The 23,239-nt window shown below is 51.6% G+C and carries 21 protein-coding genes and 2 pseudogenes; 11 read left to right on the top strand and 12 right to left on the bottom strand.

Going from position 1 to position 23,239, the window contains the following annotated elements; translation table 11 throughout:
- Positions 1–95 precede the first annotated feature (95 nt).
- Positions 96–944, bottom strand: coding sequence for an AraC family transcriptional regulator (locus tag Dpoa569_RS13745; protein WP_038904306.1), 849 nt, complete (start codon positions 942–944; stop codon positions 96–98).
- 217 nt (positions 945–1,161) lie between these two features.
- Here Dpoa569_RS13745 and Dpoa569_RS13740 point away from each other — a divergent pair, with 217 nt between their 5' ends.
- Positions 1,162–1,557: a hypothetical protein gene (locus Dpoa569_RS13740; RefSeq protein ID WP_042869190.1), complete on the top strand. Its 396-nt coding sequence runs from the start codon at positions 1,162–1,164 to the stop codon at positions 1,555–1,557.
- A gap of 344 nt (positions 1,558–1,901) precedes the next feature.
- Here Dpoa569_RS13740 and Dpoa569_RS13735 read toward each other — a convergent pair.
- Positions 1,902–2,075, bottom strand: a pseudogene (locus Dpoa569_RS13735) (oxidoreductase); the annotation flags it as partial.
- A gap of 58 nt (positions 2,076–2,133) precedes the next feature.
- On the opposite strand from Dpoa569_RS13735, the gene Dpoa569_RS13730 reads away from it, so the two are divergent.
- Positions 2,134–3,336 (top strand): IS256 family transposase, encoded by a 1,203-nt coding sequence (locus Dpoa569_RS13730; protein ID WP_146410909.1) that lies wholly within the window; start codon positions 2,134–2,136, stop codon positions 3,334–3,336.
- A gap of 30 nt (positions 3,337–3,366) precedes the next feature.
- On the opposite strand, the pseudogene Dpoa569_RS13725 reads toward Dpoa569_RS13730, so the two are convergent.
- The 3 genes and pseudogenes from Dpoa569_RS13725 to Dpoa569_RS13715 form a co-directional block, all read right to left on the bottom strand.
- Positions 3,367–3,753: pseudogene (locus Dpoa569_RS13725) on the bottom strand (ketopantoate reductase C-terminal domain-containing protein); the annotation flags it as partial.
- Between the two features lie 86 nt (positions 3,754–3,839).
- The gene (locus tag Dpoa569_RS13720; RefSeq protein ID WP_042869193.1) at positions 3,840–5,540 is read right to left on the bottom strand and encodes a methyl-accepting chemotaxis protein; all 1,701 of its coding nucleotides are present in this window, start codon (positions 5,538–5,540) and stop codon (positions 3,840–3,842) included.
- 635 nt (positions 5,541–6,175) lie between these two features.
- Positions 6,176–7,021, bottom strand: coding sequence for a helix-turn-helix transcriptional regulator (locus Dpoa569_RS13715; RefSeq protein ID WP_042869195.1), 846 nt, complete (start codon positions 7,019–7,021; stop codon positions 6,176–6,178).
- 196 nt (positions 7,022–7,217) lie between these two features.
- On the opposite strand from Dpoa569_RS13715, the gene Dpoa569_RS13710 reads away from it, so the two are divergent.
- The gene (locus Dpoa569_RS13710) at positions 7,218–7,799 is read left to right on the top strand and encodes a YbhB/YbcL family Raf kinase inhibitor-like protein (protein ID WP_042869197.1); all 582 of its coding nucleotides are present in this window, start codon (positions 7,218–7,220) and stop codon (positions 7,797–7,799) included.
- A gap of 99 nt (positions 7,800–7,898) precedes the next feature.
- Here the strand turns inward: Dpoa569_RS13710 and Dpoa569_RS13705 are convergent, their stop codons facing one another.
- Entirely contained in the window at positions 7,899–9,119 is a 1,221-nt protein-coding gene (locus Dpoa569_RS13705) for an MFS transporter (protein WP_042869199.1), read from the bottom strand.
- A gap of 349 nt (positions 9,120–9,468) precedes the next feature.
- Between Dpoa569_RS13705 and Dpoa569_RS13700 the strand changes: the two genes are divergently transcribed.
- Positions 9,469–9,810 carry a zinc ribbon domain-containing protein YjdM gene (locus Dpoa569_RS13700; protein WP_042869201.1) on the top strand — a complete coding sequence of 114 codons (342 nt, stop codon included), beginning with the start codon at positions 9,469–9,471 and terminating at the stop codon, positions 9,808–9,810.
- Positions 9,811–9,868: 58 nt separating this feature from the next.
- On the opposite strand, the gene Dpoa569_RS13695 is transcribed toward Dpoa569_RS13700, so the two are convergent.
- The 4 genes from Dpoa569_RS13695 to Dpoa569_RS13680 are packed head-to-tail and all read right to left on the bottom strand — an operon-like array spanning position 9,869 to position 12,853.
- Complete coding sequence (locus Dpoa569_RS13695; protein WP_042869202.1) at positions 9,869–10,594, bottom strand: GGDEF domain-containing protein; 726 nt, start codon at positions 10,592–10,594, stop codon at positions 9,869–9,871.
- Between the two features lie 4 nt (positions 10,595–10,598).
- Positions 10,599–11,036, bottom strand: coding sequence for a DUF1987 domain-containing protein (locus Dpoa569_RS13690; RefSeq protein ID WP_042869204.1), 438 nt, complete (start codon positions 11,034–11,036; stop codon positions 10,599–10,601).
- Between the two features lie 2 nt (positions 11,037–11,038).
- The gene (locus Dpoa569_RS13685) at positions 11,039–11,590 is read right to left on the bottom strand and encodes a SiaB family protein kinase (RefSeq protein WP_042869206.1); all 552 of its coding nucleotides are present in this window, start codon (positions 11,588–11,590) and stop codon (positions 11,039–11,041) included.
- 27 nt (positions 11,591–11,617) lie between these two features.
- Positions 11,618–12,853: a SpoIIE family protein phosphatase gene (locus Dpoa569_RS13680; RefSeq protein WP_042869208.1), complete on the bottom strand. Its 1,236-nt coding sequence runs from the start codon at positions 12,851–12,853 to the stop codon at positions 11,618–11,620.
- Positions 12,854–13,291: 438 nt separating this feature from the next.
- On the opposite strand from Dpoa569_RS13680, the gene Dpoa569_RS13675 reads away from it, so the two are divergent.
- Together Dpoa569_RS13675 and Dpoa569_RS13670 are read left to right on the top strand one after the other, a co-directional pair.
- Positions 13,292–13,873 carry a hypothetical protein gene (locus Dpoa569_RS13675; RefSeq protein WP_042869210.1) on the top strand — a complete coding sequence of 194 codons (582 nt, stop codon included), beginning with the start codon at positions 13,292–13,294 and terminating at the stop codon, positions 13,871–13,873.
- A 431-nt stretch (positions 13,874–14,304) separates the two neighbouring features.
- The gene (locus tag Dpoa569_RS13670) at positions 14,305–14,835 is read left to right on the top strand and encodes a GNAT family N-acetyltransferase (protein WP_042869212.1); all 531 of its coding nucleotides are present in this window, start codon (positions 14,305–14,307) and stop codon (positions 14,833–14,835) included.
- Between the two features lie 117 nt (positions 14,836–14,952).
- Here the strand turns inward: Dpoa569_RS13670 and Dpoa569_RS13665 are convergent, their stop codons facing one another.
- Positions 14,953–15,609, bottom strand: a complete 657-nt coding sequence (locus Dpoa569_RS13665; protein ID WP_042869214.1) for an HAD family hydrolase — start codon at positions 15,607–15,609, stop codon at positions 14,953–14,955.
- Between the two features lie 533 nt (positions 15,610–16,142).
- On the opposite strand from Dpoa569_RS13665, the gene Dpoa569_RS13660 reads away from it, so the two are divergent.
- The 5 genes from Dpoa569_RS13660 to Dpoa569_RS13640 all read left to right on the top strand — a co-directional run bounded on the left by Dpoa569_RS13660 (position 16,143) and on the right by Dpoa569_RS13640 (position 22,061).
- Positions 16,143–17,243 (top strand): uroporphyrinogen decarboxylase/cobalamine-independent methonine synthase family protein, encoded by a 1,101-nt coding sequence (locus tag Dpoa569_RS13660; RefSeq protein ID WP_042869216.1) that lies wholly within the window; start codon positions 16,143–16,145, stop codon positions 17,241–17,243.
- A 350-nt stretch (positions 17,244–17,593) separates the two neighbouring features.
- Positions 17,594–18,640 carry an asparaginase gene (locus tag Dpoa569_RS13655; protein ID WP_042869218.1) on the top strand — a complete coding sequence of 349 codons (1,047 nt, stop codon included), beginning with the start codon at positions 17,594–17,596 and terminating at the stop codon, positions 18,638–18,640.
- 312 nt (positions 18,641–18,952) lie between these two features.
- Complete coding sequence (aroL, locus tag Dpoa569_RS13650; RefSeq protein ID WP_042869220.1) at positions 18,953–19,474, top strand: shikimate kinase AroL; 522 nt, start codon at positions 18,953–18,955, stop codon at positions 19,472–19,474.
- 35 nt (positions 19,475–19,509) lie between these two features.
- Complete coding sequence (gene ppnP, locus Dpoa569_RS13645; RefSeq protein WP_042869222.1) at positions 19,510–19,794, top strand: pyrimidine/purine nucleoside phosphorylase; 285 nt, start codon at positions 19,510–19,512, stop codon at positions 19,792–19,794.
- 476 nt (positions 19,795–20,270) lie between these two features.
- Positions 20,271–22,061 carry a methyl-accepting chemotaxis protein gene (locus Dpoa569_RS13640; protein WP_146411462.1) on the top strand — a complete coding sequence of 597 codons (1,791 nt, stop codon included), beginning with the start codon at positions 20,271–20,273 and terminating at the stop codon, positions 22,059–22,061.
- Between the two features lie 104 nt (positions 22,062–22,165).
- Here the strand turns inward: Dpoa569_RS13640 and rdgC are convergent, their stop codons facing one another.
- A complete protein-coding gene (rdgC, locus tag Dpoa569_RS13635; RefSeq protein WP_042869226.1) occupies positions 22,166–23,077 on the bottom strand; it encodes a recombination-associated protein RdgC in 912 nt (303 codons plus the stop codon).
- Between the last annotated feature and the right edge of the window lie 162 nt (positions 23,078–23,239).

Genomic DNA, 23,239 nt, shown 5'->3' with positions numbered 1-23,239 from the left:
CCCGCCGTCGCACCGGTATCGATCCAGCCAGTTTCGTTTCCGATAAATATCGATTATCGTTCAGCTGCGACTGTGTGCGCGCATCGGCAGTGTGGTTAATCCAAACGAATCATGTCAGGCACACTGGTTGATTCACTTCCAGCTGAGCTCGCTGTTCGTTCGAAAAGGTAACGTGCTGGTGGCTTACCGACAGCCTTTCGGAACATGGTGACAAATCCGCTGGCGTTCTCATAGCCAAGCTCCAGTGCCACCGTTTGTACGCTTTCCCCTCTTGATAGACGCTGAAGTGAAAGGATGACGTGCAACTGCCGACGCCAGCGGCCAAAACTCATGCCAATTTCGTGCACAAGCAGTCGGCTCATGCTTCTTTCGCTCATACCAATACGATTCGCCCATTCGCCTAAAGACGATTTGTCTGTCGGGTCGGCCAGCAGCATTTCTGCAAGCCGCCGCAGCCTGCGATCACGAGGCATTGGCAAATGCAGGTCTTCTACAGGGGCCGCAGACAATTCATCCAGCAGCGTTGCTATCAACCTGCCTTCAGGACCATCGGTCAGGTATAGCTGGGGGAAACCGGCGACCTTCAGGAGTAGTTCGCGCAAAAGTGGTCCTACTGAAATCGTGCAACAGATTTTCGGAAGCGCTGGCGCAGCCTCTGGTTCGACAAATAAGCAGTAGCATTCAGTATCGCCGGAACCACGGGCGGAATGCGGTAAATTACCTGGGATCCATACCGCACAATGTGGCGGGACAATCCACACCCCATCTTCCACCTCGCAGTTGAGCACACCTCTCACCGAGTAGATTAATTGTGCTTTGCGATGCTGGTGCTTCTCCTGTTCCCAACCTTTGGACACCATGGATGCGCTCAAAGAGACTACGGGCCGGGGGATGCTATCAACATCGAAGGGAGCAACAGAATCCAGTGAGGGTTGGCGTGACATGATCTGACTGGGCCTCGGTTTGACGGAAAACATCACATGGCAGGTTTGAACAATATTATGACCAACATTCGCAATGCAGTCTAATGCCCAATCAGGTAATTTTGGACTAACCATGTTGGTGTGTTGCTGTTCGAGGTTTTTCGCTGATGTAAATACGTTTACTTGTCGGTGAGGCTATCGACAATTGATGAAATCAAACGTTGGAAGGAATATTCATATGCGAATTGATGCCGCTCAGTTCCCTTTTGTGTGGATACAAATGGCTGCTCCTGGTAAGGATCCAGACGTCTCCCCGTTTACAGAATTCGAAGCTCTGCTTGCCCGCCAGGAGGTCTTCGTTCTCCTGAATAATGAAGGCACGATGCACGACGAACATGAACATGAGCACTCGCCTGAAGAGATGAAACAGATTACACGCTGGATGAAAGCCCACAAGAGTGAATTACGGGCCTTCGTCAAAGCATCAATCCACATTGAACCAAACAAGGCCAAACGGATTGCGGCCAAACCCTTCGCTATCGTATATGAAAAATTCTGGGGCTATCCCTTGATGATGGCATCCTCAAAGGAAGACGCTTTAGCGACAGCGCAGAAATTGCTGTCAGAAGGGTAAAAAAGAGTAGGCAGCGTTGTTCTGCTAATTGTAACTCGGTACTTACAGGCAGTGTCGGTATTTAGTTCGGTTTAGAAAGATCAGATCCGTTAGCCCTACCCGAAGTGGTTATCCCTAATAGCATCTGTTCAGTCCGGATGGCGGTGACCTACCGCCAGTTATTAATGATTTTCCTGGCATGAAGAATATCGCTGAACCAGTACTCATTCAGACATTCATCGCGAACGCATCGTTTCATCGGCTCATAGTCCAAAGATATGTCCGCGTGGATAGCTGATATATACCGGGAATGCACGAGCAGCATGGCTTTCATTCGTACGCAGGCTACATGATAGATAACAGCGTCAATCCGGCCCTTCGTTTGTGGCCGTCGGCAACGGTACCAGCACGTCGCTGATGGGGGTAGGAATACCATGTAAATGACCATAACGCTGGACCACACCGTTGCGGATATCCCACGCTAGTGGACGGTTAGCCTGTTGGTCGGCGAGAATTGAGGTGCTTAAATCCGCAGACGCAGGGAGTGTTAGAAATTCTGTGTCATTCCGGTAATATACAATCAAAAAGGAATGACATATGTCCCAGCCCTTCGATTTCGATAAAGCGCTTAAAGCCCTCCAGTCCGGTCAGGCATTAACGGGCAAAGATGGTATCTTAACGCCTTTAATCAAACAGTTAACGGAAGCTGCCCTCTCTGCGGAACTGGACTCTCATCTGGCTCAGGACGTTGAAGCTAACCGTAAAAATGGCTCCGGCAAAAAGACCATTAAAGCCCCGACGGGCAGCTTCGAACTGGCGACTCCGCGCGATCGTAATGGCACTTTTGAACCCCAGTTGGTGAAAAAGCATCAGACCACGTTATCCGACGAGATCGAACACAAGATCATTCGCCTGTTTGCACTGGGGATGAGCTATCAGGACATTAGCCGGGAGATCGAAGATTTATATGCCTTCAGCGTGTCCACTGCCACCATCAGTGCAGTAACCGATAAAGTCATCCCTGAACTAAAACAGTGGCAACAGCGCCCGCTGGAGCAGGTTTATCCCTTCGTCTGGCTGGACGCTATTCACTATAAAATTCGGGAAGATGGCCGCTATCAGAGCAAAGCGGTTTACACCGTGCTGGCCCTGAATCTGGAAGGTAAAAAGGAAGTTCTGGGCCTGTATCTGTCAGAAAGTGAGGGGGCTAACTTCTGGCTGTCGGTATTAAGCGACCTGCAAAATCGCGGTGTTAAAGACATTCTGATTGCCTGCGTGGACGGGCTGACCGGCTTCCCAGAGGCAATAAACAGCATTTATCCGCAGACGGAAGTGCAGTTGTGCGTCATTCATCAGATACGCAATTCGATTAAATATGTGGCCTCAAAGCACCATAAAGCCTTCATGACCGACCTGAAGCCAGTCTACCGTGCAGTGTCAAAAGAAGCGGCCGAAATGGCACTGGATGAGCTGGAAGCGAAATGGGGGTTGCAGTATCCGGTGGTGCTCCAGTCGTGGCGACGCAAGTGGGACAATCTGTCAGCGTACTTCCGCTATCCGGCAAATATCCGCAAAGTCATTTACACCACAAATGCTATCGAATCGGTGCACAGACAGTTCAGGAAGCTGACCAAAACCAAAGGTGCTTTCCCGAATGAAAACAGTCTGTTGAAGCTGCTTTATCTGGGGCTGATGAACGCACAGGAAAAATGGACAATGCCCATCCAGAGCTGGAATTTGACATTGTCACAGTTGGCCATTTATTTTGAAGGGCGACTAAATAACGTGATGACGCTGTAGAATTTTTAACGTGACACAGAATTCTGAACGCTCTCCAGACGCATGATGAAAAGCGTCAACGATCTCTTGTGGAGCGCTATCGTCAAGCGCAGCTCCTTGCGCATGTGCGACTGCCAGACATTCACGCAGATAGGCCAGTGCCAGTTCAGTAATATCCCCGCGTGAGAACATCCCGGCTCAGCGATTCGCCAGAACCATCAGGCCTCCGACAGCATTTTGCAGCAGTTTACGCCAGGCCTCCGAGGTAAAATCAGATGACAATTCAACCGTGCAGCGAGTACCGCTGAGCGCATCAACGCGTTTTGCCTGTGGTACATCCGGCTGTGTCAGACGCGGTTTGGCGCGCAGCCAGACGGAGGCATCTGGCTCGCGCTGTGCCGGGAACCAGACTATTGAAGGCAACACCTGTGCGCCGGTAGTCATCGTCGATCACCAGCAGATAATTACCGATATTAGATGCGCTGACCCTCATAAAGTCATGACTTCTCCTGACGACGTCAGTATCAAAATGTTGACCAATTTTCGGCATCGGGTGCTGAGGTTTTGTGCGTAGTCTCTCTTCCTCGTGAATGATCTTTATTGGTTAGCCACAGAGAACCTGCCTCGTGTGTGGTCGCTTGATCTACGGCAGCCTGATGCTCATGAGCTATACTCGCTTGCATTGCATTGTTTTCCAATTGGAATCTTCCCATCAGTCCGGCAAGCAATTGCGACTGGTGTGTGAGGTTTTTCGCAGTCGTTGCGCCTTTTTCAACCAGAGAGGCATTTTGCTGTGTCACCAGGTCGAGTTGCCCCACAGCATCAGTGATTTGGCTGATAGCGGAGACTTGCTCTTTCGCCGTGGAACTGATCTCTGTGATGAAGTCGGAGACTTTGCCTACTTGCAAAACAATGCTGTCCATCGATGCTCCAGCGTTTTCAACCAGATGTGAGCCGTTTTCGACTTTCTCCATACTGGCGCTGATCAGTTTTTTGATCTCCCTGGCGGCTTCAGCACTGCGTTGGGCCAGTGAGCGGACTTCACCCGCTACAACGGCAAAACCTCGCCCTTGCTCACCGGCGCGGGCAGCTTCAACCGCAGCATTCAGGGCCAGGATGTTAGTCTGGAAGGCGATGCCATCAATGATCGCGATGATTTCCGTGATTTGCTGGGCACTAGTCGTGATGTCTTGCATGGTTGAGATCACCTGATGCATGACCTCGCCACCCTGTTGCACCGTATGACTGGTTGAAGACGCCAGCCTGGTGGCTTGCTCGGCTGTTTCAGCGTTCTTTTGTACCGCAGAGCGAATCTCCATCATAGAAGCCGTAGTTTGCTGCAAGCTGGAAGCCTGCTCTTCCGTGCGTTTGCTCAGGTCGAGATTGCCTGTGGATATCAGCATCGAATCGGTGAAAATAGCGTCGGAACTGGTACGCACCATAGCGACGATGCTCTGCAGACTATCCTTCATGTCGGCCAGCGCTTTGAGCATTTGCCTGGCTTCGTCGCGGCCATGAACGTGGATGTTACAGGTCAGGTCGCCCTCTGCAATCTTCTGTGCGGCCTCGCAGGCATTCAGCAACGGTGAGGAGACTGCCGTGTGCAGACGACGGCGTGCACCGATGTAGAGTGCCAGACACACGCACAGTGCCCCTACAAGTACGCCCATGCTGGCTCTGGAGTTCGATGCTTCGATCGCATCAAAGGCCGCCAAATTCTTATCAGCGAAGGCATTGGAAACCTCCACTGTCTTGTCCACCGCTACGCGATGCGCTTCATAGAGCTTGTGCACGCCAGGCAGTCCTGCGCGTGCGGCCGCTATATTGCCGACTGCCAACGGTTGCAGGACGTCACGGCGTGCTGCCTCCAGAAATTTTAGCGCGGCATCGTGTTGTTCTCCTAAAAGGTACTTCTCGATGCCGAAGGTTGGCGTCTTGCGCCAGTAGTCCACACGGGCAGTGTAGTCCTGGGCCAGTTTGTCGAACGTTTTTGTCGCTTCGTCTGGCGATAGCATTCCATCAAGCCCCTGCGATAACGTCAGACGAGCCTCAATCAGGTACAAAGGCGGTGGCAGAATATCCGCGGTGATATCTTTGGCTGTGAAAATCTTACTGGCCTGCGTGAGCATTTGCTGCCCCGACCACCAGTTGACGGCACCTTGCGTTAGCACAGATCCGAGGCCGACAAGTAGCAAGAAAAGCAGGATGGATTTGATTGATTTCATGGGTACATCCTCTGAGTAGCGTCCTGGCAGAGAGTTTTTCTGCGCCCGAATTCATTGCCAGCGAGAAGCTCGTGGCTTATTAAGCACGCTATAGTCAAATTGGCTGTCTCATCATCCTGAAAGCCTTCCTGAATGCGGCTTATGAATTCTTACAGTAATTGTAATGGCTCTGACATATATTGCTCGGTTCAGTTGTCATGAAAATCGGTCTTTCAGGCTGTTTTTAAGGGAAATGATTTGCTGAAAAGATAATTTTGTTTTTATAAAACAAAGGTTTTTTCAGGAAGTTGTTGTCGGGAAGATTCCAGCCTTTGCTGTGGGCTGGTTGTGTTGACCCCAAGTCCTGTTGGTTAGTACAACCTAAGGTTGGTAATTTCTGCTTATGGATATGGCCCTATCTTAAAATCCGGACCTATTCAGAAACAGAATTTCGGTATGATCATGACTCCTCCGGAATGAAGGAGAGGCTGATGAAAAAGTCACAATTTACCGAAGAATAGCTCGTTTTTACCCTAAAACAGGCTGAACCGAGGACGCCCGTATAAGAGGCCTGCCTACTGACAGTCAACCCGGCCCTTCGCTTGCGACCGCCGGCAACGGTGCCGGCACGTCGCTTGATCTCTTCCCTTGGTTCATCACCTGCGCAACGCCGATGGTAAGATGCCGAAGCGACGGCGGAAAGCCGCGGTGAATTTGCTATGGGATGCGTAACCGACATCAAGCGCGATGGCGGCGACTGGTCGATCAGATGACTGTAACAGCACCATCGCCGTTTCCAGCCGGGTTTCCCGCACGCAACGGGTGATGGTGCTGCCTTCCTGCGCCAACCGACGGTTTAGGGTGCTGACGGTGGTAGACAGTGCTTGTGCTACCCGGTTTGCCGACCAGTTGTCATACGGGCGTTGCGCCACCAGTCGTCTCACCCGCTCGCTCCAGTTCAGCGTACCCGGCGGTGCCAGTACCACGCCAGAGTGCTCCGCCAGTAATAGCAACACTTCCAGCACTCGGTGTTCGCTGAGCGTTGTCGAGCATTCTGTGTCGTTCAATGCCTCAGCTGCGCGTAAAAACGCTGTCTTGATCGCAGGAGTCGCAGCCGCTCTGGCAACGTTGTGCACTGGCTCCAGTGCGGCGAACTGGCCGAACGCGTGGTAAAAGCGCGTTATGGTATCGGGTTGCAGGCTGAGAATGTGGGCCACATAGCGCCCCTGGGGGGCCGGATCATTGATGACATCCCACTGGGTGCCACGCGGCAATATGAATAATTCACCGGGAGCAAAAGCACTGTGACTTTCCGGTGCCAGCAACTGTTTGGTCCCGGAGACAACCAGCCCAATCAGATCGGTGCGCATCACCACCGTACGCAGCACATACTGGCTACGTGCAACAATCTGATGAGTCAGTGACGAGTTGGTGGGGGCATAGTGAGGCACTGGATCTGCCGGGTGTGTCAGAGAAAGGGGCGGGAGGTCAGTCAATGTCATCCTGCATCGGCATCCATGGTAGAAATGGAACAGAGGTTGAGCGAGCCGGAGCAACGGGAACGATATCGGCGCGTTATGATTTGCATCACAGTCACAGTTGAGTCTGTGTTCTGACAGTCATCCACAGCGACGACGCGCTCTGCGTCGAGCCAATGAATGGCAAAACAAGCCTACCATGAGTTACAGGAATACGAATATGAAAACAGGTTTACGTTTGACCCGCTCCTGCGCCCCGTTACTCGCTGGCCTGATTATGACTGCCGCCGCCGCCCATGCCGATACGCTGACGCTCTCCAGCCCGGTGATTGCGCCGAACAGCACGCTGCCTGCCAGCTTTGAGTTCAACGGTTTTGGCTGCAACGGGCAGAACCAGTCCCCGGCGTTAAACTGGCATGGCGCCCCGGCAGGGACCCAGAGTTTTGCCGTCACCGTCTATGATCCCGATGCACCGACGGGTTCCGGCTGGTGGCACTGGATGGTTATCAATATTCCGGCGAATGTAAACAGCCTTGCCGCTAACGCAGGCGAGATCGGCGGGAAGCACTTGCCAACGGGGGCTAGTCAGGTGCGCATTGACTACGGGATGGCAGCATGGGGCGGAGTCTGTCCGCCAGCAGGTGACAAACCGCATCGTTACATTTTCACGGTGTATGCGTTGAAGAGCAAAACGCTGGATGTGCCTAAAGACGCAAATCCGGCACTCGGTGGCTATATGATTAATGGCAATACGCTGGCCAAAGCCAGTTTCACGGCGTACTACGGTCGCCCGGCGCAGTAACTCTCCTGGTGCTCCGCAGCTCGGCGGGGCGCTATTTTCCAGTCAAACCGGATGACGGGTGTGATGTTTTAAGACAGCGTTGATACGGGCAACCTGGCGTTATGAGGTTTCTCCTGCTTCCAGCGTCTGGCGTTGGGTTAACGTTGGAAAATACTTCATCCATAGCGCTACCACCAGCAGGGTGCCGATTCCACCCAGTACGATGGCCGGCACGACCCCCAGCCAGGCGGCGGTTATGCCGGATTCAAACTCCCCCAGTTGATTAGAGGTGCCGATGAAAATGGAATTAGCGGCGCTAACCCGGCCACGCATCTCGTCTGGCGTTTCCAGTTGCACCAGTGTTGAACGGATGACGACGCTGACCATATCGGATGCGCCCAGAAACAACAGTGCAAACAGCGACAGAAACAGATTGGTGGACAGGCCAAATGCGATAGTGGCGATACCAAACATCGCCACCGCAGAGAACATGATTTTCCCCACGTTGCGAGTAAGCGGACGGCGGCTCAGATAAAGCGACATCAGTACCGCACCGAGCGCTGGCGCGCAGCGCAGCAGCCCCAGCCCCCACGGGCCGGTATGCAGAATATCCTTGGCGACGATGGGCAGCAGCGCGGTAGCACCTCCAAGTAGTACGGCGAACATGTCCAGCGAGATAGACCCCAGAATCACCGGATTACGGCGAATGAAATTCATGCCGCCAAACAGGCTGTTCAGGCTTACCGGCGTGCGGGCTGGCGCTTTGTATTCATAGCGCAGATTGAGCAGCACCAGAAACGACACCATAAAACAGGCTACGCTGGTGGCGTAAAGTGTGGTGGCTCCTATCAGGTAAACCAGGCCGCCGAGTGCCGGGCCGGCAATAACCGTGGCCTCACGGGCGGAGGCCATCAGCGCTACGGCACGTGATAACAAACCGGGGGCGATCAGGTTTGGCAGCAGCGCCTGCGTGGCGGGCATTTCGAATGCTCGCGTTGCACCCAACAACGCTGAACACGCGTAAATCATTGTGGCGCTGATGGTGTGGCTGACGTTACCCAGCACCAATACCAGTATGGTGGCAGCCATCAGCAGGCGACAGCATAGGATAATGACGCGGCGGTTATACTGATCCACCGCGTGGCCAGCCACCAGTGTGAGCGCCAGCTGTGGCAGAAATTGAGCCAACCCGACCAGACCGAGACTCAACGCGCTATTGGTCAGGTCATACATTTGCCAGCCAATCCCGACTACCAGCATCTGAAAAGCAAAGGAGGAGGCGATTTGCCCGATCCAGAAGCACAGAAAAGTGGGGTTTTTAAGTGGGGAAGCGGTTTCCACGGAGTGTTATCCATGCCAGTAGTTGTAATAAGAAGTGTTCAGTTTAACCAAGTTACTGTTTTATTAAACTGAAGTTTTCTGCATAGATGTAAGTAAAAAATAACGAAGGGGGTGGGCGGGTATGCATGATTGCGCAATTGGCCGGTGTATCCATCTGGTTAGCGTTGTGATGACAAGAAAAGTGAGTGAATTGAGTAACTTTGATTAAAAATGCTGAAAAATATCGGTTTGTCTGGTTCTTTTTGCTGTCGGCATGTAAGGAAAGGCGATAAAATAATGAATACGATATTTTTTATTGATTGATATATTTAACTTTTATCTAATTTATTTGGTTTTAATGAGGATTACTATGCAACAGTTGCCCGCTTGCCCAAAATGTCAGTCTGAATATACCTGGCAGGATGATGCCATGCTTAACTGCCCGGAGTGTGGACACGTGTGGTCGCAGGAGGGGGATGGTGTTGTGCAGGACGAGGGGCTGGTAGTGCGAGACGCCAACGGCAACCTGCTGGCGGACGGCGATACCGTTACCGTCATCAAAGATCTGAAGGTTAAGGGGAGTTCATCAACGCTGAAAATCGGCACTCGTGTGAAAGGAATCCGTCTGGTAGAAGGTGACCACAATATTGATTGCAAGATTGACGGTTTTGGCGCGATGAAGCTGAAATCTGAATTTGTGAAGAAAAACTGAGCTGAAAAACTCAACCTGATGAATTACTCTGCCCAGATTGCTCTGGGCAGTTTGTCAGTTAACTAACCGTATCGATAGGCATGTATGCGACACGGTTGCGGCCCTGATGTTTGGCCTGGTAGAGCGCCGTGTCGGCGGTACTGTACAGCGTGTCGAAACCGGTGTGCGGCGGCGCCCAACTGACGCCGAAGCTGGCGGTGACCTGATGCTGAGGCAGGGGTTCCAACGCGGTATGATTCAGACTGGCGTGGATATGTTCAGCGACATCCACCGCCGCCATCAGCGTGTAACCATCCAGCAGAATGGTGAACTCCTCGCCGCCGACGCGACCAATACTGCCTGTCCCTTGTAATACGTCACGGATACGGGCTATCAGCGAACAAATCACCGCATCACCGGTCGGGTGACCGTAGACATCATTGACCTGCTTGAAATGGTCGATATCCAACACAATCAGCGCCGCCTGATCCTGCTCCAGCGCGTGATCGACCAGGTCGATGATCGCACTGCGGTTAAATACGTCGGTCAGCGGGTCATGGGTGGCTTTGTATTCCAGCTCTACCGCCAGTTGATGCAACTGGGTATTGAGGCGAGTCAACTCTCGCTCTGCGCGGTCACTGCGGGTAATCAGTCGGTGAGTTTCCCGCACCAGCCGCTGATAATGTTCTGCCAGCATAATCAGGCTTTCCCGGTACACCTCCGCCGGCATGTCGGCCTGAGCCGCGACATTGCGGGCTGACAGCAGGATGTCGTATTCGGGGGTGAACAGTTCATAGCTACTCATGCCGTTACTCCAGGATGTGGGGGTGGAAGTCGAGCGCAGAAAAGTCGATATGCAGTTCCTGCCCGAACTCTTCGGCGATATCATCGTCCTGGTCGTAATACCAGTGCAGCGCGATAGGAAGCTGCTTCTGCGCGGCTTGGTTGAGGATATTGAACAGGCTGAACAGCATCTTGGTGCTTGAGCTGTTGAAGTAGGGCAGCGATACATGCATGTCAGTGCGTGTCGGCGGCGTTGTCATGGTGGCAAGACGCGTTTGCAGATCAAGACGTGTTTGCAAATAGTGTTGAACCCGCTCAATCAGAGGACCGTAAAACGCGGCCGCATTTTCCGGGTAAGATTCCCCGGACAACGAAAGCTGATGTGTGTCAAAGCGAAAATCCACCGTCGGGGTACTGGTTGTACCGGCGATATGGATATTGTCTGTTGTTATTATGTCTGTCATGGTTAAATCACCGCCTTCAGATAAAACGTGGAGAGCCCGGTGGTGGCATCGCTACGAAAGGTAAATTGTAGTGGCTCGCTGGCATCGCGGGCTACGGTCAGCAGGCCGATATCTGCACCTTTGCTGGAAGCCGGGATGTCTTCACGCAGTGAGGTCTTGTAGGCAAGCCGGATCTCATCAAGCGTCATCATACACAGCGGTTCCAGTCGCTGGCGCAGTATCTCGGCATCTGCCGGGTATACCCGATTGGCGCTGAGCAAAAAGTATTTTCCCGCCTCAACGCCGATACACACCGAGCCATGACGGATTTCATTTTTCTGTTCTTCCGACGTGAGTGCCGAAGCGGAATAATGGATGATGTTCTGCACCACTTCCACAAAACTGGAAAACAGTTTACGGCGGATAGTAGGCGGCACCCGGTTTTTTTCCAGTTGCAGCCGTACCGTTTCCGCCAGTGAACAGACAATGTTTTGTGAAAAATACCCCACATAATACAGCGTGATATCTTGCTGCTGGGTGAGATCAAAGAATTCAGCATACTTCGTTTCGGACATGTTCCGGTTTTACCTGGTTAATAATATTCACGGGTGCCTGAAGCCCCAAAATGTAAGATCGTCCCGCCGATCCTGAGATCCCTGCCAGTCGTGGTGGTGTTGTAATAATTGAATAGCGAGCTGGTGCATGGGGAGATCCCTGATACGTAGCAACAGGTTTTGCAGGCGGCGTTTGCCGAATTTGATTTGTCGTTCGCCGCCAATCTGGTCAAGCAGGCCGTCGGTGGTGGAAAAGAACAGGTCCTGCGGTGACAGTGGATGCTGAAACGCCGGCCAACTGTAATCGTAGGGCGTATTAATATAACCCACACCCATGCGATCATTGTCGAGTGTCAACAGGTCGCCGGTTTGCGCTCCGATCAGAAATGCCGTCATACGTGCGCTGGCCCAGTTGAGGGTTTGTTCGGCGGTATTCACATAGACCACCAGCGCGTCGCAGCCATCGTCGGAAGCAGACGTTTGTCCAGGATAGCCGCTGTTTTGGCCCAATGTATCCTTGATATAGCGATTGATTCCTCCCAGCAACTGTCCTGGCTGATCCGGGCGATGTTGCGCCAGCGCCTGTTCCAGCGCCGAATTGAAAATCAGCGTCATGAAGGCGCCGGGCACGCCATGACCGGTACAGTCGGCAAGCACCGCCAGCCAGCCATGCTCATATCGCCTGAAGGCATAACAGTCGCCACCAACGCAGTCGCGCGGTTCCCAGACCAGACACCAATCCTGTAAGGTCGTGGCCAGCGTTTGTCGGAATGGGGTAAGCATCGCCCCCTGAATCACGCTGGCATATTCTATACTCTGTACAATATGTTGATGCTGTCGGACATGGATGTCTGAGACGATGCGGAACAGATCGATACCCAGGCCGATGCCGAGGTAGTGCCCTTTCTCGGTAATAATGAAGCCATCAGCCAGAAAGCGATCACCGCTGATCACTGCTTTATCCGCCACATCGCTCAGTGGGGCAGAGGCTTCGACGATAAGCGGGGTTTTGTCCATAAACGCGATGCAGCTTTTTCGGTCATACAGCTCGCGGTAATAAGGGCGTGCCATTTGTGACAGGAAACTATGGCGGTTGATCAAGCCGAAAGGGCGTCCATCCTCTACCACCGGCAGGCTGACCAGATCTTTGTGGCGGCTGAATAGTTGCAGCACAGTGGCGTTATCCGTGGAGGGAGACACATCCGGCGTGGTGATACACAAGTCGCGTGCACTTGGGAAGGAAACGAAGCGTAACCGGTGTTCCTGTGACGGTAAGGCACTCATTATCTTGTCTTTCTGGGGAAATAGGCTGCCGCCACCATAGCAGTAGCAGATGACGAAAACATGACAGCCTGCTGAAATGTTAAGTTACTGTCAGATTTGTCTTTACACTGATGACTAAATATTGCTGATGCGCTCGTTTCGTGAGCGTTTTTATGCCTTTTTCGTATTAATGAAAAAATAAAATGGCCGATATATTTTACGAGTGGATCTATGTTTTCTATTCCGTTAATGCGGTGTAAAAATGAGACGGTGCTTGTGTGGTTTGTGAACTACACTTCTATTTCCTGATAGCTTTGGGCGACATAAATCACTTGAGTCGCTCTGCTTGATACTTGTTGCGGCAGGTATGCTGTTTTTCTTTCGGTGTGCTGGGTTGAGTCGTAGTAAATCAGTGCCCTCAGAGGCATGTTAAGGCTAAAAAATAAAAGGAGTGACATCGTGGTCATATCAGGCGTTCAGAGTCAAAACATTACATCTTTTTATCCTCAGTCGGCTTATACAGCGAATAGCAGCCCTGGCGATAACACTGACGCTGTCGGAACAAATAAATTCGATTCCCTTAAAACAGGGAAAAAGAATGATTCGCCAAATAATGAATTTGCGGATAATAATTCCAACGACGTTACTGATGTGCGTGAGCGTACCAAGTCGCTGGATGATCGTCTGGCCAAAGAAAAATTGCAGAAACAGCAACATGAATCATCCATAGAGCGCTCGCTGCGCATGACGGGTATCCCGCTTTATGGTGGTGTGCTGGTTTCCGTGGTGAAATATCCCGACGGCCAAAGTGAAAGCTATGACGTATTTACCGGTAAACGTATTGCATCTACCGATCCGAACCTGAATGCTTCTCGCGTGTCAGCCAATACTGCTGAGTTTGGTTATTATAGTCAGGGTTTATATAGCGGTATGTCAGCGGCGGAAGTGTACGAAAAAATACAGCATTTATTGGGAACGGGTTCCGGTGAAGTATCCTGGACATTACCGGGTAGCGAAAGCGAATTACCTCGCTCAAGTTAATACCAAAAAGTTATTGCTAGTGTATTTGCTGCTCATAAAGAATATTAATCGCCTGATTTACTATCGGGTAGATGTTTTTTTGTATTTTCCTTTTTCAGCCTTTCCAAAATCAGGTGTAACGCTGTATTCAACGGTTTGTTCTGTCGCATAGTGATGATCCGTGTCCTGCCCATAGCCGGACTCAGTGGCCGGTATTACATGCTGATGCCTTATGCCAGCGCTTACTGACCGTATCGTGTTGAGTATTTCCTGTCATTCCAGATTCAATCTGACCAGATCAAACGTTCCTTTATGACGGGCATAAGTGTTTGTGTCTGTTGCTTCTATCAGATGTTGGTTAAACTGCCGGATATCCTGTTGCTGCACATGACAGTTGGTGAGCCAACACGGTCCGGTCTAATTTAACCTGCTGTTTTGACAAGGGTACACTAATGAACACCATGGTAATTGAGGATGCCAGAGCGGAGCATATCGCGGCTATCAGGGATATTTATGCTCAACATGTTTTGCATGGTATCGCCACCTTTGAAACCGAGCCGCCTGATGAAGCAGAAATGTGCGACCGTTGGCAGAAAATTCGTGCTGCTGGTTTGCCCTGGCTGGTAGCGATAGAAAACGATCAGGTGTTGGGGTACTGCTATTTGGGGTTGTATCGCGCTCGTTACGCTTATCGTTTCACGCTGGAAGATTCTATCTATCTGCATCCGGCTCATCTGGGTAAAGGCGTTGGTAAACGCTTATTATCGGCGGCGCTGTTGCAGGCTGAACAGCAGGGATACCGTCAGGTGGTGTCGGTGGTGGCTGACAGCGGCAATCGGGCCTCGCTGCAATTGCACCTGTCTTTGGGATTCGAACAGGTCGGAACGTTGCGCTCAGTAGGCATGAAGCATGGGCGCTGGGTGGATACTGTATTGCTGCAACGCGCACTGGGGGAGGGGGACTCATCTTTGCCGTATGCCTGATATTGCCGTATGAATATCTGCCCCCTGGTAACGACAATCCCTGTCAGAGCGCAGTGGTCTTGCTCTAAAGGGATAGCGTAACACTATCTGCGATGATACGTCACGATAGACGTCTGACTAGCGTTGCCAGTGGCAGATTTGCCAACCGTTTTGCTGCGCTAACGCTGCCAGTTCGGGGGCCGGGTTGATGACGTAAGCCTGATCGACGAACTCCAGCATGGCCCGGTCGTTGAGCGAGTCGCTGTAGCCGTGAATATGGTCGAATGGATCGCCATCGCGTTGTGCCAGCCATTCGCGTATGCGTAGCACTTTGCCTTGCTGGTATGTCGGCACACCATGAATATCACCGGTAAAACGGCCATCTTCCAACGTGACGCCAATCGCCAGCGCGTGGTCGGCCCCCAGATGACGGGCGATTGGCCGTACCAGATGTTCGCCACTGGCTGAGATGATAAGCAGAGCATCACCACGCTGGCGATGCCAGTCCATTCGCTCACGTGCTGCCGGATAGAGCCGCGGCAGGATGTCTCGACGGATAAAACGATCTACCCAGGAAGACACTGTCTCGGCATATAAACCAATCAGCGGCGACAGTGCGAGATGCATATACTCTTCTATCGCCAGCGTGCCCTGATAATAGCGCTGCATCAGGTGGTGTTCCTGCTGTAATAATTCACTACTGGCGAATCCCTGCGATTCCAGCCAACGCAGCCACAAGCCGGTACTATCAGCACAGATTAGGGTTTCGTCCAGATCAAACAGGGCTAAATCCATTAGGGTTCTCCGGAAGTGAAAAACGGTTATCGGGTCATTGGATTACAGCAGACGCGGTATCATCAGTGTACCTTTCCATGATGACAGTCACGCATTACGGTTCATCTTTTTGCGAATCATGTCCGGCCAGTTATATCGTGCGGACAAGCTATTCTTTTAAGAGAATACAGCAAGTTGAGTGATGAAAATCACTAATTGAATCATGATGATGGTGGCTTATAGATACCATTTACCTTTGTACAAAACTCGGCGTCAAAAAATGTGCAGGAGCAAGAATATATAACATCGTGTGAATGGTGAAATTAATAGAAATAAAATAATTTAAAATAGTTATTTGTTGATGTGGGCAAGCTAGTGCGACAATCGTCCGCTTCTATTAATTGACATCGGTGAACGAATCAGTGACAGTCCGCTGCCTGAAAGATAACCAGAGTAAATGCAAGCGTAGCGCATTGAGGCGCGATTGTGTCCTGGTCTTGTAAGGTCCATCGTGTAGACCAGGCCGTCCCTTGTAAACCAAAAGGATGCGTGAGATGCGCACAGTAAAAAAACCTTATCCACCGTTTCATGCTGAACATGTGGGCAGTTTTTTGTTGCCCTATCGCCTGAAGCAGGCTCGCAAGGCGTGGCGGCAGGGGCTGATTGCCCCGGATAGACTGACTGAAATTGAAAACGAAGAAATACTGCATGTGGTTGAGCGCCAGAAAGCATGTGGGTTGAGTGCGATTACTGATGGTGAACTGCGTGTCCGAGAGGGGATCACGGATTTTTTCTCCTGCCTGACCGGTATTGATGTTGATGAAACGGCCCTGCCGGACGGGGATACGCCTTGTCGGTTGAGGATAGTGGATAAACTCGATTTTGACGATAACCACCCATTTTTGACCCATTACCGCTTTTTACATCAGGCAGTGGGCAATAGCGGGGATATGCTGGCGAAGCAAACCCTGCCCAGCCCAAATATGTTGATGTACCCTGCCATCCGCAACAATCAGGTTTATGCATCGTTGGATGCATTCTGTGATGACCTGGCAGCAGTTTACCGTAAGGTCATTCAGGGATTTTATCGTCAAGGGTGCCGCTACCTTCAGTTGGATGATCTATTCTGGGCACGCTTGTGCGACGGTCAGGTGATGGCGCGGGAAAATGCGGCAGGGTTCGAATTGCGCGACTTGCTGGACCGTTGCACTTACATTCTGAATCAGGCGTTGGCGCAACGTCCTCAGGATATGTACATTGCTTTGCATGTGTGTTGCCGCCGTTTTTCACCCCATTGGGTTTATGGCTCTGGGCGTGAAGTGATGGGGCACGCCATGGCGAATCTGGCGGTGGACAGTCTGTTTATCGAGTACGATGATCGCCGTCCGGTTGAGCTGGAGCCGTTGCGACAGGTGCGTTGCCAAAAGGTGGTGCTGGGCATACTGGATTCCCATAGTGCTGAACTGGAAGCGCCGCACTCGGTCAAAATGGCTATTAATACCGCAGCGTTGTATCTGCCGTTGCAGCAGTTGGCGATTAGCCCTAAATGCGGCTTCGGGCATGATGACAAAAACGACATCACCCAAGAGCAGCAGTGGGCCAAATTGCAGCATATGGTAAATATCGCCCACGAAATTTGGACGCTACCAGAATAATTTTTTGAAATAATGCATGAAATTCATCCCAATTTTTTGAATTAATTGAACTGGCCGCTATCTTGTTTATCCGTTTGATGCGCCTTAGTCGGCACTCCGGGTGTGTATAGTTGGCCTGCTTATCTCTGCGTCAACAACTGCATCTTCTGAAAATAGTCAGATCATTCAGTGATCTGGCTCTCCTGTTGAATATCCGATGCTATACAGCTTCCAAAGAGCGCTGCAACATAAGCGCCGATGCTGGCTTTCTGGCTGGCAGATAAGGAGTTTTTCGATAAAAAATGATCGGCTGGCAGTTTTTTAGGCAGTAGCTGCCTGATCATCCTTTGACCAAATAAAGAGAGTCCGCTATGGAAAGATGGTTTAAGTCTCTATTTGTTCTTGTTTTATTTTTTGTTTTCACGGCGAATGCGGCAGACAAGCTGCCAAATATCGTTATTCTGGCAACCGGCGGTACCATTGCCGGCTCAGCGGCGACGGGTACGCAAACCACTGGTTATAAAGCCGGAGCGCTTGGTGTGGATACGTTGATCAACGCTGTACCTGAGGTTAAAAAACTGGCTAATGTGAAAGGTGAGCAATTCTCCAACATGGCCAGTGAAAATATGACCGGCGATGTGGTGTTGAAATTGAGCAAGCGAGTCAATGAGCTGCTGGCGCGGGATGATGTGGACGGTGTAGTGATTACTCACGGAACCGACACGCTGGAAGAATCAGCCTATTTCCTTCATCTGACGGTGAAAAGCGACAAGCCCGTGGTGTTTGTGGCGGCGATGCGCCCGGCTACGGCCATCAGTGCTGATGGCCCAATGAATCTGCTGGAAGCCGTACGTGTGGCAGGTGACAAACAGTCGCGTGGTCGTGGCGTGCTGGTGGTACTTAATGATCGCATTGGTTCTGCCCGTTACATTACCAAGAGCAATGCCTCGACGCTGGATACATTCCGGGCGAATGAAGAAGGTTACCTGGGCGTTGTGATCGGTAACCATATCTATTATCAGAACCGCATCGATAAAGTACATACCACCCGTTCGGTGTTTGATGTGCGTGGTCTGAACTCGCTGCCGAAAGTCGATATTCTTTATGGATATCAGGATGATCCGGAGTATCTATATGATGCCGCCATTAAGAATGGCGTAAAAGGTATCGTCTATGCCGGCATGGGGGCTGGTTCGGTGTCGGTTCGCGGTATTACGGGAATGCGTAAGGCGCAGGATAAAGGCGTGGTTGTCATTCGTTCTACCCGTACCGGCAATGGTATTGTACCGCCGGATGAAGAGCTGCCGGGCCTGGTTGCAGACTCACTCAACCCGGCACATGCTCGCATCCTGTTGATGCTGGCGTTGACTCGTACCAGCGATCCGAAGGTGATTCAGGAATATTTCCACACTTATTGATTCTCTGAACGTTTAAGTACGTTTTGGTATAGGCAGGCCGCCTCCGGGCGGCCTTGTTATAGGCAAAAGAACTATAAATATTGTAGTGGCATTATGGGGGGAATTTGCCATATTGCGCGAAAATGATGGCGCATTGTGCTGGATTTGAGCAGAAATCTGGCGTGAAGTGACTTTCCCCATGCCGGTACGATACAGAAGCTTTCTTAATGAGGATTATTGCCTGTATTATTCTGCTCTTGGTAAGACAGGCGCTGGCTGGCGGCAACCCCGCCGCAGATGACAAGCCTGAAAAAAGTAAGGACTGGTCGTGACATGACACAACCCATTTTTATGGTCGGTGCCAGAGGGTGCGGAAAAACCACGGTCGGCGGTGAGCTGGCACGGGCGCTTGGTTATGAGTTTATTGATACGGATATTTTTATGCAGCATACCAGTGGCCTGACTGTGGCAGACGTTGTTGCCGCAGAAGGGTGGCCTGGGTTTCGCCGTCGGGAAAGCGAGGCATTGCGGACAGTGACGGCATCGAATCGGATAATCGCAACCGGCGGCGGCATGGTATTGCTGGAACAGAATCGTCAGTTTATGCGCGCACAAGGGACCGTCATCTACTTGCACGCACCGGCACAAGCGCTGGCACAGCGCCTGCAGGCTAGCCCGCAGGCTCACCAGCGACCGACATTAACCGGGCGCCCCATCGCTGAAGAGATGGAAGCGGTGCTCAGGGAACGCGAGGCGCTGTATCAGGATGTGGCGCACTATGTGGTAGATGCGACTCATGAGCCAGCTGCGATTGTTTCGGAATTGTTGCAGGCGCTGCGCTTACCGGCGGCCTGACGGTCAATCGATTTTTAACAGAAAGGTTGGGCATTATGCTGAATGTAAATGAATATTTTGAAGGGAAAGTAAAATCCATCGGTTTTGACGGCAGCCGCATCGGTCGCGCCAGTGTTGGGGTGATGGAGGCCGGGGAATATACCTTTGGTACCGGGCAGGCGGAAGAAATGACGGTGGTTAGCGGTGCACTGAATGTGTTGCTGCCTGGCACACAGGAATGGCAACTGTTTGAAGCCGGTGCTGTCTTTAATGTGCCGGAAAAAAGCGAGTTCAAACTAAAAGTGTCTGAACCCTCCTCTTATCTGTGCCGCTATCTGTAATTTCTCTTTATTTACTTTTCGTAACAACCGGCTGTCAGCATTATTGGCAGCCGATTTCTACATATAGATTATATTTCGGTTTACGTTGTTGAAAATGTAATCTGTCTGTCATTCAGTTTTCATATAGTTATTGAATTGTTTTGTCATTCACCTTTCAGGTGATAATGATATGTAGTTATTGTCAGTGAAAATGACAATACTAAAAATATATATTCATCTATATTGTTGATTTGTTATTAATTATAAATGGTATATTTTTTTCTTATGAGAGAAATTTAAGATAAATCTGTAAATCTGTCATCCGCCATTGTATTTTCCTGTAGGACGACCTTTCTTTTGGCTGCGGAACTGTAGTCCATGTGGTTGAGAGGCAAGATTTTGGGTTGACTGTTTCATTTTTTCGAATGGAATGCCTCTTAACCAAGGAGGCGATCGTTGTAGTTATCTAAAAACATTTCAATAATGGCGTGGTTACTATGCTCAAAACTATTCGCGCTCGTATTTTGTCCGTGTGCACGGCTATCATCGTGGTCGCTTTGGTAATTAATACTTTTTTGAATTATCAGGTAACCGAAAAATATAACGATGAATCCATTAATAACCTGCTTACCGCCGTGACGGCTGGTCACAGCCTGGCTATCAGCGATTGGGTTGCTGCTAAAAAACAAATCATTACGTCACTCAATAGCGTGGCGTTGACCAATAATGAACCGATCCCGGTGTTCAAAGAGATGGCAGCAGCAGGCAGTTTCATCAACGTGTATATGGGATATGCCAATCATACGGCTAAATTCTCCGACCCCGGCGGCATTCCGGCTAATTATGATCCAACGGTTCGCCCCTGGTATCAGCAGGCAGTGAGGGAAGGAAAAGCTGTTGCGACCGCGCCTTATCTGGATATGGCGACCAATACCATTGTGGTGTCGTTTGTGGCGCCGGTATTGGATGGCGGCAGCGTTAAGGGCGTACTGGGCAGCGACGTAACCATGGATAGCGTCATCGCCAACGTCAAAACTATCCACCCGACGCCCTCCAGTTATGGCATTCTTATTCAGGCGGATGGCACCATCATTGCCCACCCGGATGCTAAACTCACGCTGAAAAAATTGACCGAGATTGCGCCCGCATTGAACCTGGGACAGGTGCTGAAATCCAGCACCCCGGTACAACTGAGCATCAGTGGACGTGACATGTTGGTGAAAACCCAGCCGGTTGCCGGTACTGACTGGTATGTGCTGGTTGCGCTGGACAAGGCTGAAGCCACCGCCGGCATGGGGTCGCTGCTGTGGACATCGGTGATCGCACTGGTGGTCATCAGCATTCTGGGGACGATCGTGCTGGGGCTATTGATCAACGCATTGCTCAAACGCCTGTTGCAGATCCGCGATGCGATGGATGACATCAGTCACGGCAACAACGACTTAACCCAACGGTTGCCTGATGAAGGCCATGACGAAGTGTCGCAAATAGCCCGTTCATTCAACAGTTTTGTCGATAAGCTCAGCATGATCATGCTGCAGATTCGTGACATCAGCGCGTCGCTGCAAACGGCGACGGACGAAGTGGCGACCGGCAACAATGATCTGGCATCCCGTACTGAGGCGGCAGCGGCCAGTCTGCAGCAGACTGCCGCCGCGCTGGAGCAAATCTCCGCGACTGTCACTCAGTCGGCCAGTTCTGCCCGTCAGGTGAACGACCGTGCGTTGGATTTGGCGAACGACGCCAGTGCCGGTGGCAAAGTAGTATCTGAAGTTATCAATACCATGGAAGAGATTGAGGTGGCGTCAGGCAAAATTGGCGACATCATCGGGGTTATCGACGGTATCGCCTTCCAGACCAACATTCTGGCGCTGAACGCGGCGGTGGAAGCGGCTCGTGCAGGAGAGCAAGGGCGTGGTTTTGCGGTAGTCGCGGGTGAAGTACGCTCGCTGGCACAACGCAGCGCGCAGGCAGCGAAAGAGATTAAGGCGCTGATTGAATCCACCGTGCAGAGTGTGAATGCCGGTTCGCGGCAGGTGCGTCAGGCTGGTAATACCATGAACGAGATTGTCGGCGGCGTATCTTCCGTTACCACCGTGATGTCGGAAATCACCCATGCGTCAGAGGAACAGATGCGCGGCATTCAGGAGATCAACAAAGCAGTCGCGCAACTGGATTCGATGGTGCAACAGAATGCGGCCATGGTGCAGGAAGCGGCGTCCGCGTTTGCGTCGTTGCAGTCGCAGTCTGAAGAACTGCACTCTTCCATCAGTCACTTCAGGCTGTAAATCGGCTTCAGTTGTAAATCATCGTTCAGTTTGTCTGTCATCAATGCGCCGGCTTATCCGGCGCACTGTACTATCCGGTGCACTGTACTATGAAGCTGCGGGGATTAGCGCTGGGCCTCGCCCCCTAACGCTTCCGTCAGGCTGGCTATCAGCGCCGCCACTTCACCGGTCATCAGCGTAAAGTCGGCGTCAAACCGCTGCGCCACGTCTTCCCGGTCGATATCATCGTTTTGCTCGCGCAGTGTATCAGCGAATTTCAGCCGTTTGAGTGAACCGTCGTCCGACAGTACCAGTTGGATGCGTTCCTGCCAGTCCAGCGCCAGTTTGGTCACTACCTTGCCTGCTTCGATATGTGTGGCGATTTCATCACTGACCAGCTCCTGTTTCTTGCAGCGAATCACGCCGCCGTCTTCCAGTACCGCTTTCAGCTCGGCTTCGTCCTGTAAAGTAAAACCTGTCGGCGTCTGGCCGGAGCGGACCCACTCGGTCAGCGTCAGCTCAATCGGGTTTTCCATAGTCAATGGCACCACCGGCAATGAACCCAGCGTTTTACGCAACAACGCCAGCGTATCCTCAGCTCTTTTGGCGCTGGCGGCATCTACCATAATCAGATGATTGACGGTGTCTATCCATAGCGAAATCTGGCTAAAGCGGCTGAATGCGCGAGGCAGCAGGCTGTGCAGCACCTCATCTTTCAGCGAATCCTTTTCGGTTTTCTTCAGCTTGCGGTGTTGCTCGCCTTCCAGTTTGTCGATTCTGGCTTGTAATGCCTGCTTGATAACGGGAGCGGGCAGGATCTTCTCTTCTTTGCGGGCGCAGATCAAAATCTGACCGTTGACTGCGTGGGTAAGCGCATCGCCGTGTGGCCCCATCGGCGAAACCCAGCCGGTTTTGGTCAGGTCCTGACTACCACAGGGAGTAAACGCGAGGGAGGCCAGCTGTGTCTCCAGGGCGTCCGCAGAGAGGCTGATATCGCGGCTCAGGCGATAAATCATCAAGTTTTTAAACCACAGCATTTTTCTTCCCAGACTGGCGCGTCTCTGGCGCGATCCCACGTATAAGACGGGGACAGGTTTCAAGACGCAGGGGTTATTCGCAGCGGGCATAATAACGAATTGTGGTGGGAGACGGTACGATAATGTCATCATCAGCAACACGCGATTTCGGCGGATTAACAG

This window comes from Dickeya poaceiphila, from assembly GCF_007858975.2.
Taxonomy (GTDB): Bacteria; Pseudomonadota; Gammaproteobacteria; order Enterobacterales; family Enterobacteriaceae; genus Dickeya; species Dickeya poaceiphila.
The sequence above is the reverse complement of the archived record's forward strand: the minus strand, read 5'-3'. Positions and strand labels throughout refer to the sequence as shown.

Coding starts and splice junctions, on each gene's coding strand:
- Dpoa569_RS13745 (WP_038904306.1), bottom strand. CDS start 944: ATGTCACGCCAACCCTCACTGGATTCTGTTGCTCCCTTCGATGTTGAT.
- Dpoa569_RS13740 (WP_042869190.1), top strand. CDS start 1,162: ATGCGAATTGATGCCGCTCAGTTCCCTTTTGTGTGGATACAAATGGCT.
- Dpoa569_RS13730 (WP_146410909.1), top strand. CDS start 2,134: ATGTCCCAGCCCTTCGATTTCGATAAAGCGCTTAAAGCCCTCCAGTCC.
- Dpoa569_RS13720 (WP_042869193.1), bottom strand. CDS start 5,540: ATGAAATCAATCAAATCCATCCTGCTTTTCTTGCTACTTGTCGGCCTC.
- Dpoa569_RS13715 (WP_042869195.1), bottom strand. CDS start 7,021: ATGACATTGACTGACCTCCCGCCCCTTTCTCTGACACACCCGGCAGAT.
- Dpoa569_RS13710 (WP_042869197.1), top strand. CDS start 7,218: ATGAAAACAGGTTTACGTTTGACCCGCTCCTGCGCCCCGTTACTCGCT.
- Dpoa569_RS13700 (WP_042869201.1), top strand. CDS start 9,469: ATGCAACAGTTGCCCGCTTGCCCAAAATGTCAGTCTGAATATACCTGG.
- Dpoa569_RS13695 (WP_042869202.1), bottom strand. CDS start 10,594: ATGAGTAGCTATGAACTGTTCACCCCCGAATACGACATCCTGCTGTCA.
- Dpoa569_RS13690 (WP_042869204.1), bottom strand. CDS start 11,036: ATGACAGACATAATAACAACAGACAATATCCATATCGCCGGTACAACC.
- Dpoa569_RS13685 (WP_042869206.1), bottom strand. CDS start 11,590: ATGTCCGAAACGAAGTATGCTGAATTCTTTGATCTCACCCAGCAGCAA.
- Dpoa569_RS13680 (WP_042869208.1), bottom strand. CDS start 12,853: ATGAGTGCCTTACCGTCACAGGAACACCGGTTACGCTTCGTTTCCTTC.
- Dpoa569_RS13670 (WP_042869212.1), top strand. CDS start 14,305: ATGAACACCATGGTAATTGAGGATGCCAGAGCGGAGCATATCGCGGCT.
- Dpoa569_RS13665 (WP_042869214.1), bottom strand. CDS start 15,609: ATGGATTTAGCCCTGTTTGATCTGGACGAAACCCTAATCTGTGCTGAT.
- Dpoa569_RS13660 (WP_042869216.1), top strand. CDS start 16,143: ATGCGCACAGTAAAAAAACCTTATCCACCGTTTCATGCTGAACATGTG.
- Dpoa569_RS13655 (WP_042869218.1), top strand. CDS start 17,594: ATGGAAAGATGGTTTAAGTCTCTATTTGTTCTTGTTTTATTTTTTGTT.
- aroL (WP_042869220.1), top strand. CDS start 18,953: ATGACACAACCCATTTTTATGGTCGGTGCCAGAGGGTGCGGAAAAACC.
- ppnP (WP_042869222.1), top strand. CDS start 19,510: ATGCTGAATGTAAATGAATATTTTGAAGGGAAAGTAAAATCCATCGGT.
- Dpoa569_RS13640 (WP_146411462.1), top strand. CDS start 20,271: ATGCTCAAAACTATTCGCGCTCGTATTTTGTCCGTGTGCACGGCTATC.
- rdgC (WP_042869226.1), bottom strand. CDS start 23,077: ATGCTGTGGTTTAAAAACTTGATGATTTATCGCCTGAGCCGCGATATC.